This window comes from Pseudomonas sp. PDM27, from assembly GCF_019219205.1.
Classification (GTDB): domain Bacteria; phylum Pseudomonadota; class Gammaproteobacteria; order Pseudomonadales; family Pseudomonadaceae; genus Aquipseudomonas; species Aquipseudomonas laurylsulfatiphila.
In genome coordinates, this window is the sequence record NZ_JAHUWF010000006.1 from 210,134 (window position 1) to 225,769 (window position 15,636).

The window sequence follows — 15,636 nt, forward strand, 5'->3', positions numbered from 1 at the left end:
ATGAATATGCCCGTATCCAAAACCGTCGCCGTCAAGGCGCCGGAACAACCGAAAACCGCGATCTCGGCCCTGTGGCGCCCGGCGCTGGTGCAAGCCTTCGTCAAGCTCGACCCACGGCAATTGCAACGTGCGCCGGTGATGCTGGTGGTCGAACTGACCGCGATCCTCACTACCGTGCTGTGCTTCATTCCCGATACGGCCGTACCGACCTTCGTCGCCGCGCAAATTGCCGTGTGGCTGTGGTTCACCGTGTTGTTCGCCAACTTCGCCGAAGCCTTGGCCGAAGGTCGCGGCAAGGCTCGCGCCGACAGCCTCAAGGCCGGCAGCGAAGGCTTGAGCGCCCGGCGCAAAACCAGCAATGGCACCTTCCAGGTCGTGCCGGCCACGAGTCTGCGCAAGGGCGATGTGGTGCGTGTCGAAGCTGGGGAGATGATTCCTGGTGACGGCGAAGTGCTCGAAGGCATCGCAGCGGTCAACGAAGCGGCGATTACCGGTGAGTCGGCACCGGTGATTCGTGAGTCCGGCGGCGACCGCTCGGCCGTCACCGGCAATACACGGCTGGTGTCCGACTGGCTGTTGGTGAAGATCACCGCCAACCCAGGCGAGTCGACCCTGGACCGCATGATCGCCCTGGTCGAAGGCGCCAAACGCCAGAAAACCCCGAACGAAGTGGCGCTCGACATCCTGCTGATCGGCCTGACCCTGATCTTCCTGCTGGTGGTCGTCACCCTGCAACCGTTCGCCCACTTCGCCAACGGCAGCCTGCCGCTGGTGTTCCTGGTGGCGCTGTTGGTCACCTTGATTCCGACCACTATCGGCGGTCTGTTGTCGGCCATCGGTATCGCCGGCATGGATCGTCTGGTGCGCCTGAACGTGATCGCCAAGTCCGGTCGTGCGGTGGAGGCGGCGGGGGACGTGCACGTCCTGTTGCTGGACAAGACCGGCACCATCACCTTCGGTAACCGTCGTTGCTCGGCGGTGTATGCCGCGCCAGGCGTGACAGCCAGGGAATTGGCCGAAGGCGCGTTGCTGGCGTCGCTGGCCGACGACACCGCTGAAGGCAAGTCGATCGTCGAGTACCTGCGTGGCACTCATCCGCAACCGGAGCCGTCCGCCGACGTGCTGACAGCCGTGCCGTTCAGTGCCGAAACCCGCTTGTCCGGTGTTGACTATCAAGGGCGTGTGTACCGCAAGGGTGCGGTGGATTCATTGCTGGCCTTCGTCGGCCTGACACGTGCTGACCTGGCACCGGCCTTGTCCCGCGAAATCGACAAGATCGCGCAAAGCGGCGGCACCCCCTTGCTGGTCTGCGCCGAGGGCAAGTTGCTCGGCGCGATCCACCTCAAGGACGTGGTCAAGCCCGGCATCCGCGAGCGTTTCGCCGAGTTGCGCAAGCTGGGTATTCGCACGGTCATGGTCACCGGCGACAACCCGTTGACTGCAGCCGCCATCGCCGCTGAGGCCGGTGTGGACGATGTGCTGGCGGAAGCCACGCCGGAGAAAAAACTGGCGCGCATTCGTCACGAGCAAAACGACGGTCGCCTGGTCGCCATGTGCGGCGACGGCGCCAACGATGCCCCGGCACTGGCCCAGGCGGACGTCGGCATGGCGATGAACGACGGCACGCAGGCGGCACGTGAAGCGGCCAACATGGTCGACCTCGACAGCGACCCGACCAAGTTGCTGGACGTGGTGCAGATCGGCAAGGAATTGCTGGTCACCCGCGGTGCGCTGACCACCTTTTCCATCGCCAACGACGTGGCCAAGTACTTCGCGATCCTGCCGGCGCTGTTCGCCGCGATCTACCCGCAACTGGGCGTGCTCAACGTGATGCACCTGAGCAGTCCGCAGAGCGCGATTCTGTCGGCGATCGTTTTCAACGCGTTGATCATCGTGGTGCTGATTCCCCTGGCATTGCGCGGTGTGCGCGTGCAGGCGGCGAGTGCGGCGGCGCTGTTGCGACGCAATCTGCTGATCTATGGCCTGGGCGGGATCCTGGTGCCGTTCGTGGGCATCAAGGCGATCGACATGCTGTTGACGGCGTTGCATCTGGTTTGACCTGCGCGGGGTGCCAGATGCACCGCCTTCGCGAGCAGGCTCGCTCCCACATTTGAAATGCTTTCGCCCTGTGGGAGCGAGCCTGCTCGCGAAGAATGCGACACGGTCCAATTGATTGAATTACGAATTCGAGGATTTTGAAATGTCCACATTGATACGCCCGGCCCTGAGCCTGCTGGTCCTGATGACGCTGATCACCGGCGTCGCCTATCCACTGGTGGTTACCGGCGTCGCCCAGGTCGCGTTCCCGGATCAGGCCAACGGCAGCCTGGTGCGCGATGCCGAGGGCAAGGTCCGCGGTTCCTCGCTGATCGCCCAGGATTTCGTCGGCGACGCCTGGTTCCACCCGCGTCCTTCGGCCGGTGCCTTTGCCACCGTATCGAGCAGCGCCAGCAACCTGTCGCCGAGTAACCCGGCCCTGGCCACGCGGGTGATCGACGAAGCCGGCAAGCTGCTGGTGCCCGGCCAGGGACCGGTGCCGTTGGCGCTGGTCACGACGTCGGGCAGCGGTCTCGATCCGCACTTGCCACCGGCGGCGATTGCCTATCAACTGGCGCGTGTCGCCGCGGCGCGCAATCTGCCGGTCGCGTCACTGCAACAGCTGCTGGACGCGCACATCGAGCAGCCACTGGTAGGCCCCCCGGTGGTGAATGTGCTTGAGTTGAATCTGGCGCTGGAAAAGCTTTAGGTCCGTGGTGCTGCCATTCGCGAGCAAGCCCGCTCCCACAATTGGAATGCGTACTCCTGTGGGAGCGGGCTTGCTCGCGAAGACGGTTTGACAATCACTACATCAACATCTGAAAGACGAGAACTCCAAGCATGAGCAACTCCGGCCGCGCCGACGCGCTGTTAGCAGACCTGCCCCGCGATGGCCGTGGCCGGCTCAAGGTATTTCTCGGCGCCGCGCCTGGAGTCGGCAAGACCTACGCCATGCTCCAGGCGGCCCACACCCAACTGCGTCAAGGCGTGAAGGTCATTGCCGGCGTCGTCGAAACCCATGGCCGCGCCGAAACCGAAGTACTGCTCAGCGGCTTGCCGCAGCAGCCGTTGGTGCGCTCGGAATACCGTGGTGTGTTGCTCGAAGAAATGGACCTGGACGGTCTGCTTCTCGCCAAACCGAAGCTGGTGCTGGTCGACGAACTGGCGCACACCAACGCACCCGGCAGCCGTCACGAAAAACGCTGGCAGGACATTCAGGAACTGCTCGCCGCCGGCATTGATGTCTACACAACGGTCAACGTCCAGCACCTGGAAAGCCTCAACGATCAGGTGCGTGGCATCACCGGCGTGCAGGTCCGTGAAACCCTGCCGGACTGGGTGCTGCAAGAAGCCTACGAACTGCTGCTGATCGACTTGCCACCACGGGAACTGCTCGAGCGCCTGCGCGACGGCAAGGTCTATGTGCCGGAGCAGGCGCGGGCGGCTATCGACGCGTTCTTTTCCCAGACCAACCTGACAGCCCTGCGCGAACTGGCGATGCAAACCGCGGCGGCTCAGGTCGATAACGATCTGGCCCTGGGCTATCGCCAACTCGGACAAGCGGCGCCAGCGGTGCGCGGGCGTTTGCTGGTAGGGGTGGACGGCGATGCCCAGGCCGAGCGTCTGGTACGGCATGCCAGTCGCGTGGCCCAGCGGCGGCACCTGCCCTGGAGCCTGGTGCACGTGGACAACGGTCGAGTGCGTGACGAACAGTCCCGCCTGCGCCTGCAGAGCGCCCAGCAACTGGCCGAACGCCTGGGCGGCGAAGTGGTGTTGCTGCGCGCCGGTGAAGTGGCGAAAACCCTGATCCAGCATGCCGCCGAGCGTCGTGCCAGCCTGGTGCTGGTCGGCCAGTCCCGGCCGAGATTGCGCCGACGCCTGTTCGGTGGCGGGCTGGCGGCGCGGCTGCTGCGCAATGCGCGCGGACTGGAAATCAACGTTCTCGACGGCGATCACCAACAGCATCAACCCCATCAACGGTCGATGGGGTCACTGGTCTGGTTCGACTACGCGTTGGCCGTGGTCGCGACGGTTCTGGCCAGCGCCCTGGCCTGGGCCGTGGCGAGCGTTCTGCCACTGCCCAATATTTCACTGGTGTTCCTCGCCGCCGTGTTGCTGGTGGCGGTGCGCAGCAGTCTCGGGCCGGCGCTGGCCTGTGCGGCGCTGTCGTTCCTGACCTATGACTTCCTGTTCATTCCACCGACTTTTTCTTTGAGCATCCAGCGCGAAGAAGACGTGCTGACCTTGCTGTTTTTCTTGTTGATGGCAGCCCTCACCGGCAACCTCGCGGCGCGCCAGCGCAGGCAATTGCAGGCGCTGCGCGATACCCAGGAAGAGACCACTGAATTGCTCGACCTGTCACGCAAACTGACGGCCGCCACCGACCGCCAGGCCGTGGTCAGTGCGGCCGCCCAGCACCTCAACGGTTGGAGCGACGTGCAACTGTGCCTGCTCAACCGCGACGGGCAGAGCGGCTGGAAAGTCGAAACCGGTGGCCCGCTGGAGTTCACCGAAGCTGAGCGCGCCGCCGCCGATTGGGCCTGGCAGCACGATCAACCGGCAGGTGCGGGCACCGGCACCTTGCCGTTCGGTCGCTGGTGGTGGTGGCCGTTATCGGTCGAGGACGGCCCGCTCGCGCTGCTTGGCGTGTGCGCCAAGGAAGGCCAGACCCTGAGCGGCCAGCGCCGTCGTTTGTTGACCGCGCTGAGCCAGCCGCTGGCCCAGGCGCTGGCCCGGGCGCAACTGGCCGATGATCTGGAAGCGGCGCGGCTGCACGGTGAAACCGAGCAGTTGCGCAGCGCCTTGCTGGCTTCGGTGTCCCACGATTTGCGCACACCCTTGACGTCCATGCGCGGCAGTATCGATAGCCTGCTGGCCCTGGGTGAAGCGATCCCGCTGGAGGACCGGCGTGAACTGCTCGAAGGCACCCGCGATGAAGCCGAGCGTCTTGATCGTTATATCCAGAATCTGCTCGACATGACCCGCCTCGGCCACGGAGCCCTGAAGCTGGCGCGGGACTGGGTGTCACCGGCCGATATCGTCGGCAGTGCGCTCAATCGCCTGCGCGCAGTCCTTGCGTCGCTGCAAGTCAGCACCGACGTGCCGGCCGAGTTACCGCTGTTGTATGTGCACGCCGCGCTCATCGAACAGGCATTGGTCAACGTGGTGGAAAACGCCGCGCGGTTTTCGCCGCCCCACGGGCGTTTGCAATTGCGCGCCGGGGCCGACGACGGTGAGCTGTTCTTTTCGGTCAGCGATGAGGGCCCGGGGATTCCGGAGGAGGATCGGGCGAAGATTTTCGACATGTTCTACACCGCCGCGCGAGGTGATCGTGGCGGGCAGGGCACCGGACTGGGGCTGGCGATCTGTCAGGGCATGGTCGGTGCCCATGGCGGGCGCATCAGCGTCGCCGACGGCATCGAGGGGCGCGGCACCTGCATCACGTTGCACCTGCCGCTACAGGCTCAGCCGGGATACGAGAGTGAAGCCTGATCGTGCTTGCGCTACTCTCTTGCCACTTCTTTGTGTTGATGTGAACTCATGAGCCAGACCGCGACCATCCTGGTCATCGACGACGAACCGCAGATCCGTAAGTTCCTGCGCATCAGCCTCGCTTCCCAAGGCTACAAAGTGCTGGAGGCCGGCACGGGCAGTGAAGGCCTGGCCCAGGCGGCATTGAACAAACCGGACTTGCTGGTGCTCGACCTCGGCTTGCCGGACATGGACGGCCAGCAGGTATTGCGCGATTTCCGCGAGTGGTCGACGGTGCCGGTGCTGGTGCTCTCCGTGCGCGCCGGTGAAGGGCAGAAAGTCGAGGCCCTGGATGGCGGCGCCAATGACTACGTGACCAAGCCATTCGGCATTCAGGAATTCCTGGCGCGGATTCGTGCGTTGCTGCGCCAGGCACCCGTGGGCGAAGCCCAGCCAGCGGCGCTGAGCTTCGGTCCATTGACGGTCGACCTGGCGTATCGCCGGGTGTTGCTCGAAGGTATCGAAGTCGCGTTGACTCGCAAGGAATACGCCGTGCTGGCACAACTGGCGCGGCATCCCGGGCGAGTGATCACCCAGCAGCAATTGCTCAAGGATATCTGGGGGCCGACGCACACCGAAGACACTCACTACCTGCGCATCGTGGTCGGGCACTTGCGCCAGAAACTGGCGGATGACCCGACCCGGCCAAGGTTTATCGTGACCGAGGCGGGGGTGGGGTATCGGTTGTTGAGTGAGCAGTTTTGAAGTTTTGTGGTGACTGATCTGGCGCTTTCGCGAGCAAGCCCGCTCCCACATGGGATTTTGTGTACACCAAAGATTCACTGTGGGAGCGGGCTTGCTCGCGAAGAGGGCATTACATTCAATCGAGAACTTTCAGACGTTCAATTCTGCTCATTCTCATACCGATCCAGCGTATCGCGCGCAATCTCCCGTCCCAGCGCGATCAGCTCCGGCGCCTTGTAGAACTCGAAAAACCGGCACACGCGCTTGGGCACGTTGATCAGAATGTCCGGCGGATACCCGGCAATCTTGTACTGCGCCAGCGACGTCTGCATCACCTCGAAACTCTGGTTGATCAAGTCGAGCAAGGACGCCGGTCCGACGTTGTCGATGATGAACGAACCGGTGGCGGAGCGGGGCGCGCCACTGGCTTCCGGGGCGGCCGCGGGTTGCTGTGCTTCGGGCTCGGCGGACTCGATCCACGGGTTGAAATCCGCCCCTTCGGCTTTCAACGCTTCCTGTTCCAGGATCAACAATTGTTCAGCCTGTTTACGCCGGAACGGCAACTTCGAGCCGACAGAGCTGATCAGGTTGTCGAAGCGGGTCTTGAACGCGGCGGGGCGCTGGATCACCGGCAATTGGTAGTGGCGCTGGTTGGTGGAGTTGAGGTTGACCGCGATGATCAGGTCGCAATGGCTCGACACCACCGGCACGATCGGCAGTGGGTTGAGAATGCCGCCATCGACCAGCATGCGGTTGCCCTGCATCACCGGGGTGAACAGGCTGGGAATCGCTGCCGAGGCGCGCATCGCCTGGTGCAGGCAACCTTCCTGGAACCAGATTTCCTGCTGGTTGGTCAGGTCGGCGGCAACGGCGGTATAGGGGATGCGCAAGTCTTCGATGTTGATCTCGCCGACGATCTTGCGAATCTGCCCGAACACCTTCTCGCCACGAATCGCCCCCAGACGAAAACTGACGTCCACCAGGCGCAACACGTCGAGGTAATCCAGGCTCTCGATCCAGTCGCGGTATTCATTGAGTTTGCCGGCGGCGTAGATCCCGCCCACCACCGCGCCCATGGAGCAACCGGCGATACAGGCAATGTCATAGCCGCGACGTTCGATCTCTTCAATGACCCCAATATGTGCGTAACCCCGGGCTCCACCCGAGCCCAATACCAGCGCGACACGCTTTTTCATGAATCGCCCTCGTTTGAATGCTTCAACAATGCACCTATCGAGGGCCATGCTTCAATCGTCATGGTCGTTCGAAGGGGCAAGAGCGTCGTATTTTCGACACTCCATGGCGGCACAGGGTTGTTCTCGTCAGCGTTATAGTTCGCACAGCGGACCAACGGCACTTTTCAGGTGCCACACCGTCTTACCTGCATGACTGTTGACCTATTTTTGAGGAGTAAGTGATGAAAGCCTGGATCTGCGTGCCATTGATTGCCCTGGCGCTCGCCGGTTGTGCTGGAAAGACCACCTACCGCGACAGTTGCGGTAGTAACCTGGATGCGGCATGGCATGAACTGGACCTGGCCAAAGTCGAAGGTTTCGCCGGGACCGTCAGCTACTCCAAGGCCCTGTCGCTGTTGACCGCGGCCAAGACACAACAGCAATTCGAAGGATTCGAAGGCTGCACCAGGAAAGCCGAGAAGGCTCGTTTCTATATCCGTGAATCGCGCGCGGGGCGTTGAAGGCAAAAAGCAGCTGCAGGCTCTAAGCTACGAGTTGCAAGACTCATCGGGCTTGCAGCTCGTAGCTTGCAGCCTGGCGCTGTTTACGGAGTAAACCCCCCATGATCGATCGGCTGGTGGCTCATATCCTGGGCCTTGAAGTTCGTCTGCTGGCCTGTCAGGCCCGCTTGAGAGAGCGTACTGACCCTGAAGCTTTACACGATCTGCGCACCACCATGCGTCGGTTACGCAGCCTGTTGCGACCCTTGCGAGGGTTACCCGGTGTCGAACAACTGGAAGCGGCCGCTTCACGGGTGGGCGATCTGACTACGCCGTTACGTGATCGCGAAGTGCTGGCGGCGTACCTGCTTCAACACGGTCAACCCCGAGCTGCACATTCGCGAATGGCGCAAATGGCCGAAGCCTATCCGGCCGTGGCGGCCAGTCCCGAGCTCGCGCGGTTGCTGATCGTCCTCGATGCGTTCCCGCGTTTTCTGCGCGCTGCACAGCGCCAGGGATTGCTCAAGGGCCTGCGCAAGCACATCGAAAAACGCCTGGGCAAACAGTGGAAAAAACTCGACGAAGCACTGCACGACCCTGCCCACGACCGTCATCGGCTACGCCTGCTGATCAAGCGCGTACGCTATGGCATCGACGCTTACCCCGAGCTGGACCGTTTGCCGAAAGCGGCCATGCCCCGATTGAAATCAGCCCAGGGCGCGCTGGGTGACTGGCACGATTGCGTGCAATGGCTGGCCATGGTTGAGCAGGAAGCGGATTTGCAGCCCTGTGTCGCGATCTGGACAGCCACCATGGCCGAGGCAGAAAGCCGGGCGGACCGGGTGCTGGAAAAGCTCAGTCGCGATTGCTTCAAATCCTGAGACCCCCACCGAACAAATGTGGGAGCGGGCTTGCTCGCGAATGCGCTGTGTCAGTCAGCATTGATGCTGAAGCTGATGGCCTCTTCGCGAGCAAGCCCGCTCCCACAGGGGTTTATGTTCGATATGAAACCTGCGCGACTTATCTGTCAGTCAATTTGTCCGGAATAGGCGATGTATCCACCTCGCCAGATGGTTAACATCCCCTCATCTTTTTCCGATCCCTGAGGTTTTCATGCGTTTTTCCGAACTGCTTGACGCTGTCCGTAGCCAGCCGCTGGAGCTGTCCATTCCGGCCTCCTGGGGCCAGGGGCGCGCCAGTTTCGGTGGCGTAGTGGCGGCTTTGCAGTACGAAGCCATGCGTGCCCGGGTGCCAGCGGATCGCCCGGTGCGCTCATTGGCGATCACCTTTGTCGGCCCGGTTGAGCCCGAGGTTCCAGTCAGCTTTGAAGTCGACGTATTGCGCGAAGGCAAGGCGGTCAGCCAGGTGCTGGGCCGGGTGATGCAGAAGGGGCAGGTGGTGACGTTGATCCAGGGGAGCTTTGGCGCTTCACGCCCTTCGGTAGTGGCCGTGGCCGCTGAACCCGCACCTGAAATGAAGCACTGGGACGAGTGCCAGGAATTGCCTTTTGTCGAAGGCGTCATCCCGGAGTTCATGCGACACCTGGCGATGCGCTGGAGTGTAGGCGGACTGCCGTTCAGCGGTAGCACATCGCGGCAAATGGGTGGTTGGGTGCGCTTGCGCGGCGATGTCAAGGAAGAGGCCATCAGCGAGGCGCATATCCTCGCGCTGGTGGACGCCTGGCCGCCGGCCCTGATGCCGTTTTTGAAGAAGCCAGCGATGGGCAGCACGCTGACCTGGACCATCGAGTTCGTGCAACCGCTGCTGGAATTGACCACCCTGGACTGGTGCAAATATCTCGTCGAGACCGAGCACGCCGCGGACGGCTACGGGCATGCCGCCGCCAAAATGTGGAGCGCCGATGGCCGGTTGATCGCCATGAGCCGGCAGACGGTGACGGTGTTCGCCTGATCAGTGCCGACGGTGGCGCTCACGCCAGGCGCGCCACCAGCCACCGCTGAGGAAGAACCGCGGAAAGGTCAGAAACTGCTCGACCAAAAGGCGCGATACTGCATCCTTGCGGTCACTGAACGGCTCGGCGGCTTGCGTCTCCATGCTGTGGCCGTGGCGTTGCAAGGCCATCGCCGCAATCACGCCGATCACGCCAATGGCGATGTTGCCCAGGCTCAGGCTGAAGACCCCGGATACGATCAGCAGAAACGCCACGATGAACAGCGGCACCGCGATCAGGTGCAACACCAGATTGGTCGGGTGCTGATGATTGTTCGGGTACGCTCGCCATTGCCAGGCGGGAAGGTTGGGGTGACGTTTGCCCATGATGCTGATCCTCGATCCATGTTGAACACATGTAATGAAGAATAGGCCCGGTCAATGCCGGCGGCGAATCAAGGCTGGCTATTGGCTTGATAGGAGCCATGACTGGAAAAGAGGGTGCCAGTTCTGACGCCTTCGCGAGCAAGCCCGCTCCCACAGGGGAATGCATTTCCACTGTGGGAGCGGGCTTGCTCGCGAAGAGGCCCTCAGAGTTTGAGCTGACCTATCGCCTTGCTCAACTCCCCGGCCAGCGCCGCCAGCTCATTGCTGGTGGTCGCTGAAGATACCGTCTGCTGCACCGTGTTCTCGGTCACGTCACGGATGCTCACCACCGCCCGGTTCATCTCTTCCGCCACCTGGCTCTGCTGCTCGGCCGCCACGGCGATCTGCGTGTTGCTTTCACGCATCTGTGCCACTGCGCCGGTGATTTCGGCCAGGGCCGCGCCGGCCTCTTGGGCTTGTCGTACGCAGTCATCGGCCTTGAACGAGCTCTCTTGCATGAAATCCACGGCGTCCCGCGTCCCGGCCTGCAGCGCCGACACCATGATCGTGATTTCGTCAGTGGAGGTTTGCACGCGTTTGGCGAGGTTGCGCACTTCATCGGCGACTACCGCAAAGCCGCGCCCCATCTCGCCGGCCCGGGCCGCTTCGATGGCGGCGTTCAGCGCCAGCAGGTTGGTCTGTTCGGCGATGCTGTGAATCACGTTGACCACGCCGTTGATCTTCTGGCTGTCCTCGGCCAGGCGTTGAATCATCTCGGCGGTCTGCTGCACGCCGGTGGACAGCCCGGCAATCGAGCGCTGCACCCGCGTCACCACTTCCTGGCCACTACCGGCCAGGGTATCGGCTGATTGTGAAAGGTCACGGGTGGCGCCCGCGTGTTGGGCGATGTGATAGACCGTGGCGGTCATTTCATTGATCGCCGTGGCGGCCTGATCGGTTTCGCTTTGCTGACCGAGCATGCCGTGGCGCACTTCATTCATGCTCGCCGCCAGTCGCGCAGCGCCGGTGTCCAGTTGCCGGGCGGTGCTGGCAACGGTGTTGACCACCCGTTGATAACCGGCCTGCATGGCGTTGAACGCGTTGGCCATCTGCCCGACTTCGTCGCTGCAAGCCAATGGCACGCGGGCCGACAGGTCACCGGTTTTCTCCACGTGCAACATGACGTCCTTCAGGGTGTTGAGCTGGCTGAGCAGGAAGCGGATCAACAACTGCGATGCGCCGAGCATGGCCAGCATCAGGATGAACACCGCCACCGCGTAGTTAGCGAAACGCTCGCTGAACACCTGGCTCAGGCTTGGGCCGTGGGCGATCACGGCGACCCGCTGCCCGTCAGCGCGCGTGAATACTTCGGCGCCCATCAACGGGTTGTCACCGAACAGCGGCATCGGGTTGATCTCGACCCAACCTTTTGCATTGATGAGCTCGGGAATGGGTTGTTCAAGCAGCGAAGGCACTTGTCCGCGATTGAGCGTCAGCAGGTTATCGATGTTGGGCAGCGGTTGCCCGGTGGGCCAGGCTTCGAGCAATCGCGCCTGGGCCTGGGCCGAAGCCCGGGACGCGTGACTGCGGGCCTGCTGTTCAAGCTGCACCGCGTACAGCACCAACAACAGGGTGGTGACGAACGCGACGGCGTTGACCGCCCAGAATTTGTATTTCAGCGAGATATTGCTAAGCCAGGCACCCATGGAGGTCTTCTCTGATAGCGGAAACAGTTTTGGCAAGGTGCCATTATTGTGCCGCTACTCAGGTGGCTGGTTTTTGATGCAGATCAATTTCGAACCGTGGGAGCGAGCTTGCTCGCGATTGCGGTTTGTCAGTCACATCCGTACCGAATGTGTTGCCGCCATCGCGAGCAAGCTCGCTCCCACAGGGATTTATGGTGAACAGGAGATCAATGGCAGGCCATAAAACGCGCGTGCACAGGCTGTCGTGTGCGCCGCCAGATCCTCCTGGCTTTCCCCGCGATGCAGTGCCACTTCGCGCAATACTTCGGTCAGGTACGCCGGCTCGTTTCGTCCGTTTTTCGGCTTGGGGCGCAGGCTGCGCGGCAGCAGGTACGGTGCATCGCTTTCGAGCATCAGGCGTCCGCGCTTGATCTCCTTGACCAGCGGATGCAAATGCGTGCCCCGGCGCTCGTCGCAGATCCAGCCGGTAATGCCGATGTGCAGGTCGAGGTCGAGGTAGCTGAACAGTGCCTTCTGCTCCCCGGTGAAGCAGTGCACCACCGCGGCCGGCAATTGGTCGCGGAAGTCGCGAAGGATTTCCAGCAAACGCTGACTGGCGTCGCGTTCGTGCAGAAAAACCGGCAGCTGCAATTCGACGGCCAAGGCCAGATGTTCTTCGAGGACCTTTTCCTGCTGCGGGCGTGGTGAGAAATCACGGTTGAAATCCAGTCCGCATTCACCGACGGCCACCACATTCGGCTCGTTGAGCAAGCTGCGCAGACGGCGGGCGCTGTCGGCGTTCCAGTCGCTGGCGCAGTGAGGGTGAATACCGGCGGTGGCGAACAGGCGCTGATTGCTTCCGTCCAGTTGCTGGCACAGCTCAAGGGCCTGTTCGCTGCCCTCGACACTGGTGCCGGTCAGCACCAGTTGGCACACGCCGGCCGCGTAGGCGCGGTCGAGTACGGCCTGGTGTTTGTCGGCAAAACTGGCGTTGGTCAGGTTGACGCCGATATCGATGAGTTGCATGGTGCTACCTCGGCCCAAAGGCCGGAAAGCATATCAGAGCCGTGGATTTATAAGAAAAGCCAAGAACTACAACGGGTTAACGCTGTCTCTTGAGCCGCGGACCTGGCTGGATTGGTAGTTTTGCCATCATTGTGCCAGTCTTTCGTGCGTTGTCAGCGCCCTGGATGCCCTGTTTTTGTCGCCGCGCTTCATTGAAGCGGCCCCGTATTCTTTCCGGAGAGTGGATGATTCGTCCCTCGGTTTTGCTACTGCTGTGTTGTTCGCTGCTACTGCCGATGACGGCGGTCGCGCGTCTGCCCGGGCCGCTGCAAGCCGTACCGGCCAGCGAGGTGCGCGACCTTGCGCAGATCCGCAGCAGTCGTGTGCTGCGGGTGCTGGTCAACCAGAGCCGCAACAGTTCCGGCGAAGTCCAGGGGCAGGCGATCGGGGTTGAATACCATCGCCTGAGAGCGTTCGAGCAATACCTCAACGGCCACGCCCGTGACGGTCAGGAAATTACCCTCAAGATCATTCCCAAGGCCAAGGATCAACTGCTCGGCGCCTTGCAGCGCGGGGAGGGCGATCTGGTGGCGCCAGGCGAGTTGCTCGATCTGCAACCGGGCTTCGCCGTCAGCACCAGTGAGCCGGTTGCCAGCAACATCCCGTTGGTCCTGGTGGGCATCAAGGGCGAACGCCGCTACACCCGGCTTGAACAGCTCTCCGGCAAGACCCTGGCGCTACCCGCTGGCAGCGCCGCCGGGGATGCCGTCAGCCAGATCAATCAAAAGCTCGCCCTGCACAAACTGCCGCCGGTCAACATCGAGTGGGTCGATCCGAGCCTTGCCGTCGAGGACGTACTGGAGATGGTCCAGGGCGGAATCTTTCACCTGACCATCGTCGAGCAGCCGATTGCCGAACGCTGGGGCAAGATCCTGCCCAAGTTGCGTTTCGACAAGCAGGTCGTCATCAGTGAGCCGGGCGAAGAGTTCTGGTTCGTGCGCCGCGATGCGTCGATGCTGCGGGCCAGCATTGATCGCTTCCTCACCGTCTACAAAAAGCCATCGGATCAGGACGCTGCATTCCTGCGCATCTATCGCCGTCTCTATCAAGTGCACTATCCACTGGCCAAGGCGGACCGGCAGCGCCTGGAAAAACTCCGCCCGGTGCTGCAGAAACACGCCGATGCCCAGGGCATGGACTGGCTGAACCTGGCGGCGCTGGCCTTCAAGGAGTCCGCGTTGCAGCCCACCGCCCGCAGCGGCGGCAGCCCGACCGGCCTGATGCAGATCACGCCTTCTGCGGCGCAGCGGGTGGGGGTCAGCAACATTCAGGACGTAGACGGCAATGTGCAGGCCGGGGCCAAGTACCTGGCGATGATCCGGCGCAAGTTCTTTGCCAGCCCGAAACTCAACGAGCGCGAACGCATGGCCTTCGTGTTGGCGGCCTACAACATCGGGCCGGAGCGGGTTCAGGGCATGCGCACCGAAGCCCGGCGGCGCGGCTTGAATCCCAACCAGTGGTTCTTCCAGGTCGAACGCGTGGCCATGGAACAGGTGGGTATGGGGCCCGTCAGCTATGTTAATAGCGTGAACAAGTATTACTTGGCGTTCGACCGGGAGCGGGAGTCGTTGGAGCCTCAGGGACAAAAGGTTGTTTCTCGCAAATGATCAACTAATCTGATTGTAATGGTGGGTTTTTTCCGCTTTTAACATGTGATTTATTGATTAATATGGCCGCCAACCAACACACTGACAAGGAATGAAACAGCATGAGCACTCTGATCAACAAGGTACTGTTTACTCGCGCCGGCTACGGCCTGACCGTTCTGCGCATCGTGGTCGGCATTGTTTTCGCCGCTCACGGCGCGCAAAAACTCTTCGGGGCATTCGGTGGTTATGGTCTGGCCGGAACCGCGCAGTACATGGAAAGCCTCGGACTGACGCCGGGTTACCTGATGGCGGCACTGGCGGGCGGCACCGAATTCTTCGCCGGTTTGGCGCTGATCATCGGCTTGCTGGTACGCCCGGCTGCATTGGGCCTGATTTTCCTGTCGCTGGTCGCGATTTTCTCGGTGCACATCAGCAACGGACTGTTCATGGCCAACAACGGTTATGAATTCGCCCTGGCCTTGCTCGGTGGCAGTATCGCGGTATTGATCGAAGGTGCGGGCAAACTCTCGGCGGACCGTGTCATCGCCGGTTGACCGCTCTGGCTCAACAAAAAAGGCCCGCATCGTGCGGGCCTTTTTTGTTGAGCGTCATTCTTGACACTGTCCAGTCAGCTTCTCTAGGATGTTGCTCATGCGCCGATTTAAACAGCTACTTGCGGGGCGCCAGGTGACTCATCCAGTTGCCGATAGAAGCCGAAACAGGCTTCGAAATACCGCTAAAGCGCTGGTTCGGTGTTGCCTCTCACCTGCCATGCAGACTTTTGAGGCAGAGACACGACACAATGAATGCACTAAACCCGGTTGTACGTCCCGCGCCGATCACGGCACATCTCACCCAGCGCAATCCAAAAATCCTGCTTGGCGGCAAACATCAGCCGACGCTCTTGCGTTATCTCGATGGCTGGCCCCGTCGTACCGGCGGTCCCGCTGCCTTTCTGATCCAGTTTGTCGAAGACGGTGAGTCGCTCGCGCGTTTCGCCGACGACAGTTTTGATCTGGCAGTGATTCAATCCCCCAGCCTCGAAGACGCTCCCGAGGTGATCAGGCAACTGACCCGCGTTGCCCGGCAAGGGCTGATCACCCGCCCTTGAGTT

The 15,636-nt window shown here is 62.0% G+C and carries 14 protein-coding genes; 10 read left to right on the plus strand and 4 right to left on the minus strand.

Features of this window, described 5'->3' with window-relative positions; genetic code table 11:
• The 4 genes from kdpB to KW838_RS15000 all read left to right on the plus strand — a co-directional run bounded on the left by kdpB (position 1) and on the right by KW838_RS15000 (position 6,273).
• Positions 1-2,058, plus strand: coding sequence for a potassium-transporting ATPase subunit KdpB (gene kdpB, locus KW838_RS14985; RefSeq protein WP_218501460.1), 2,058 nt, complete (start codon positions 1-3; stop codon positions 2,056-2,058).
• A gap of 142 nt (positions 2,059-2,200) precedes the next feature.
• A complete protein-coding gene (gene kdpC, locus KW838_RS14990) occupies positions 2,201-2,746 on the plus strand; it encodes a potassium-transporting ATPase subunit KdpC (RefSeq protein ID WP_116580133.1) in 546 nt (181 codons plus the stop codon).
• Positions 2,747-2,877: 131 nt separating this feature from the next.
• Positions 2,878-5,529 (plus strand): sensor histidine kinase KdpD, encoded by a 2,652-nt coding sequence (locus tag KW838_RS14995; RefSeq protein WP_218501461.1) that lies wholly within the window; start codon positions 2,878-2,880, stop codon positions 5,527-5,529.
• Between the two features lie 48 nt (positions 5,530-5,577).
• Entirely contained in the window at positions 5,578-6,273 is a 696-nt protein-coding gene (locus tag KW838_RS15000; RefSeq protein WP_102700318.1) for a response regulator, read from the plus strand.
• Between the two features lie 137 nt (positions 6,274-6,410).
• Here the strand turns inward: KW838_RS15000 and KW838_RS15005 are convergent, their stop codons facing one another.
• Positions 6,411-7,448 (minus strand): patatin-like phospholipase family protein, encoded by a 1,038-nt coding sequence (locus KW838_RS15005; RefSeq protein WP_102700319.1) that lies wholly within the window; start codon positions 7,446-7,448, stop codon positions 6,411-6,413.
• A 221-nt stretch (positions 7,449-7,669) separates the two neighbouring features.
• On the opposite strand from KW838_RS15005, the gene KW838_RS15010 reads away from it, so the two are divergent.
• From KW838_RS15010 to KW838_RS15020, 3 genes are all read left to right on the plus strand, one after another.
• On the plus strand, positions 7,670-7,948 hold the full coding sequence (locus tag KW838_RS15010; RefSeq protein WP_102700320.1) for a hypothetical protein: 279 nt from the start codon (positions 7,670-7,672) through the stop codon (positions 7,946-7,948).
• A gap of 101 nt (positions 7,949-8,049) precedes the next feature.
• A complete protein-coding gene (locus KW838_RS15015) occupies positions 8,050-8,808 on the plus strand; it encodes a CHAD domain-containing protein (protein WP_218501462.1) in 759 nt (252 codons plus the stop codon).
• 232 nt (positions 8,809-9,040) lie between these two features.
• Positions 9,041-9,838, plus strand: coding sequence for an acyl-CoA thioesterase II (locus tag KW838_RS15020; RefSeq protein ID WP_007973583.1), 798 nt, complete (start codon positions 9,041-9,043; stop codon positions 9,836-9,838).
• Here the strand turns inward: KW838_RS15020 and KW838_RS15025 are convergent, their stop codons facing one another.
• The 3 genes from KW838_RS15025 to KW838_RS15035 all read right to left on the minus strand — a co-directional run bounded on the left by KW838_RS15025 (position 9,839) and on the right by KW838_RS15035 (position 12,894).
• Positions 9,839-10,204, minus strand: a complete 366-nt coding sequence (locus KW838_RS15025; RefSeq protein ID WP_218501463.1) for an Mpo1-like protein — start codon at positions 10,202-10,204, stop codon at positions 9,839-9,841. It abuts the gene before it with no gap.
• A 203-nt stretch (positions 10,205-10,407) separates the two neighbouring features.
• Entirely contained in the window at positions 10,408-11,889 is a 1,482-nt protein-coding gene (locus tag KW838_RS15030) for a methyl-accepting chemotaxis protein (protein ID WP_218501464.1), read from the minus strand.
• 189 nt (positions 11,890-12,078) lie between these two features.
• Positions 12,079-12,894: a TatD family hydrolase gene (locus KW838_RS15035; protein WP_218501465.1), complete on the minus strand. Its 816-nt coding sequence runs from the start codon at positions 12,892-12,894 to the stop codon at positions 12,079-12,081.
• A 224-nt stretch (positions 12,895-13,118) separates the two neighbouring features.
• Between KW838_RS15035 and KW838_RS15040 the strand changes: the two genes are divergently transcribed.
• The 3 genes from KW838_RS15040 to KW838_RS15050 all read left to right on the plus strand — a co-directional run bounded on the left by KW838_RS15040 (position 13,119) and on the right by KW838_RS15050 (position 15,633).
• The gene (locus KW838_RS15040) at positions 13,119-14,540 is read left to right on the plus strand and encodes a transglycosylase SLT domain-containing protein (RefSeq protein WP_102700325.1); all 1,422 of its coding nucleotides are present in this window, start codon (positions 13,119-13,121) and stop codon (positions 14,538-14,540) included.
• 101 nt (positions 14,541-14,641) lie between these two features.
• Entirely contained in the window at positions 14,642-15,076 is a 435-nt protein-coding gene (locus KW838_RS15045; RefSeq protein ID WP_015094020.1) for a DoxX family protein, read from the plus strand.
• Positions 15,077-15,324: 248 nt separating this feature from the next.
• On the plus strand, positions 15,325-15,633 hold the full coding sequence (locus KW838_RS15050; RefSeq protein ID WP_007973571.1) for a hypothetical protein: 309 nt from the start codon (positions 15,325-15,327) through the stop codon (positions 15,631-15,633).
• Positions 15,634-15,636: the final 3 nt, after the last annotated feature.

Coding starts and splice junctions, on each gene's coding strand:
- kdpB (WP_218501460.1), top strand. CDS start 1: ATGAATATGCCCGTATCCAAAACCGTCGCCGTCAAGGCGCCGGAACAA.
- kdpC (WP_116580133.1), top strand. CDS start 2,201: ATGTCCACATTGATACGCCCGGCCCTGAGCCTGCTGGTCCTGATGACG.
- KW838_RS14995 (WP_218501461.1), top strand. CDS start 2,878: ATGAGCAACTCCGGCCGCGCCGACGCGCTGTTAGCAGACCTGCCCCGC.
- KW838_RS15000 (WP_102700318.1), top strand. CDS start 5,578: ATGAGCCAGACCGCGACCATCCTGGTCATCGACGACGAACCGCAGATC.
- KW838_RS15005 (WP_102700319.1), bottom strand. CDS start 7,448: ATGAAAAAGCGTGTCGCGCTGGTATTGGGCTCGGGTGGAGCCCGGGGT.
- KW838_RS15010 (WP_102700320.1), top strand. CDS start 7,670: ATGAAAGCCTGGATCTGCGTGCCATTGATTGCCCTGGCGCTCGCCGGT.
- KW838_RS15015 (WP_218501462.1), top strand. CDS start 8,050: ATGATCGATCGGCTGGTGGCTCATATCCTGGGCCTTGAAGTTCGTCTG.
- KW838_RS15020 (WP_007973583.1), top strand. CDS start 9,041: ATGCGTTTTTCCGAACTGCTTGACGCTGTCCGTAGCCAGCCGCTGGAG.
- KW838_RS15025 (WP_218501463.1), bottom strand. CDS start 10,204: ATGGGCAAACGTCACCCCAACCTTCCCGCCTGGCAATGGCGAGCGTAC.
- KW838_RS15030 (WP_218501464.1), bottom strand. CDS start 11,889: ATGGGTGCCTGGCTTAGCAATATCTCGCTGAAATACAAATTCTGGGCG.
- KW838_RS15035 (WP_218501465.1), bottom strand. CDS start 12,894: ATGCAACTCATCGATATCGGCGTCAACCTGACCAACGCCAGTTTTGCC.
- KW838_RS15040 (WP_102700325.1), top strand. CDS start 13,119: ATGATTCGTCCCTCGGTTTTGCTACTGCTGTGTTGTTCGCTGCTACTG.
- KW838_RS15045 (WP_015094020.1), top strand. CDS start 14,642: ATGAGCACTCTGATCAACAAGGTACTGTTTACTCGCGCCGGCTACGGC.
- KW838_RS15050 (WP_007973571.1), top strand. CDS start 15,325: ATGAATGCACTAAACCCGGTTGTACGTCCCGCGCCGATCACGGCACAT.